Annotated in this window: 1 protein-coding gene; it reads left to right on the top strand. The window is 59.4% G+C overall.

Going from position 1 to position 868, the window contains the following annotated elements:
* Positions 1–116: 116 nt before the first annotated feature.
* Positions 117–868, top strand: a 752-nt coding sequence (locus KHO31_RS38995) for a carboxylesterase family protein (protein ID WP_200579221.1), incomplete at its 3' end; no start/stop codon positions are given.

Raw genomic sequence — 868 nt, 5'->3', positions numbered from 1 at the left:
CGTGATGGCCGGCATCAGCCATTCCTTCTAGACACAGACACCGGTAGAGGAGTTTGCTGCCGGACCTATAACGACGCCTGGCGCATTGAACGCCAGTCGCATCAAGGAGACAGAACATGCTTTCGCCATTCAATAAAAGAATCCTCAGTCATGGGGCAGCGATTACATTCGCAAGCGCGCTACTCACTGCTTGTGGCGGCAACGACGCAATACCCGACATCTCATCGACTCCGCTCGACAATCACGTGACAATCGCCTCCGGGAGCCTCGCCGGCAATCCCGCCGATGCATCCGGTATCGTCAGTTTCAAGGGGATTCCCTATGCCGCGGCGCCCGTAGGAAACCTGCGATGGAAGGAGCCACAGCCCGCGCCAGTCTGGAGCGGCGTACGTGATGCCACCCAGTCCGGCGCGCGATGCTGGGGCGCGTCGCCCTTCGGCGGTCCGATCGTCACCGGCAATGTGAGCGAAGACTGTCTGTTCCTGAATATCTGGAGCGGAGCCAGAACCCGCGGCGCCAGACTTCCGGTCATGGTGTTCATTCACGGAGGCGGCTTCCAGTACGGCACGGCCTCGGACAGTTCAACGTATGGCGTCGCGCTGGACGGAACCTCGCTGGCAAAAAAGGGCGTCGTACTGATCACATTGAACTATCGGCTGGGCGTATTTGGTTTCCTGTCCAGACCGGACCTCGATGCCGAGTCAAACGGGCACAAGTCTGGAATGTACGGCATTGAGGATACGATTGCCGCGTTGCAGTGGGTCAAAAACAATATTGCTGCATTTGGCGGCGATCCGGATAACGTCACCGTCTTCGGTGAGTCTGCCGGCGCTCATGCCGTCGGCCTGCTGATGGCGTCTCCGCTGGC

It is taken from the genome of Paraburkholderia domus (assembly GCF_905220705.1).
Lineage (GTDB): Bacteria > Pseudomonadota > Gammaproteobacteria > Burkholderiales > Burkholderiaceae > Paraburkholderia > Paraburkholderia domus.
This window is presented reverse-complemented; position numbering and strand designations above follow the sequence as displayed.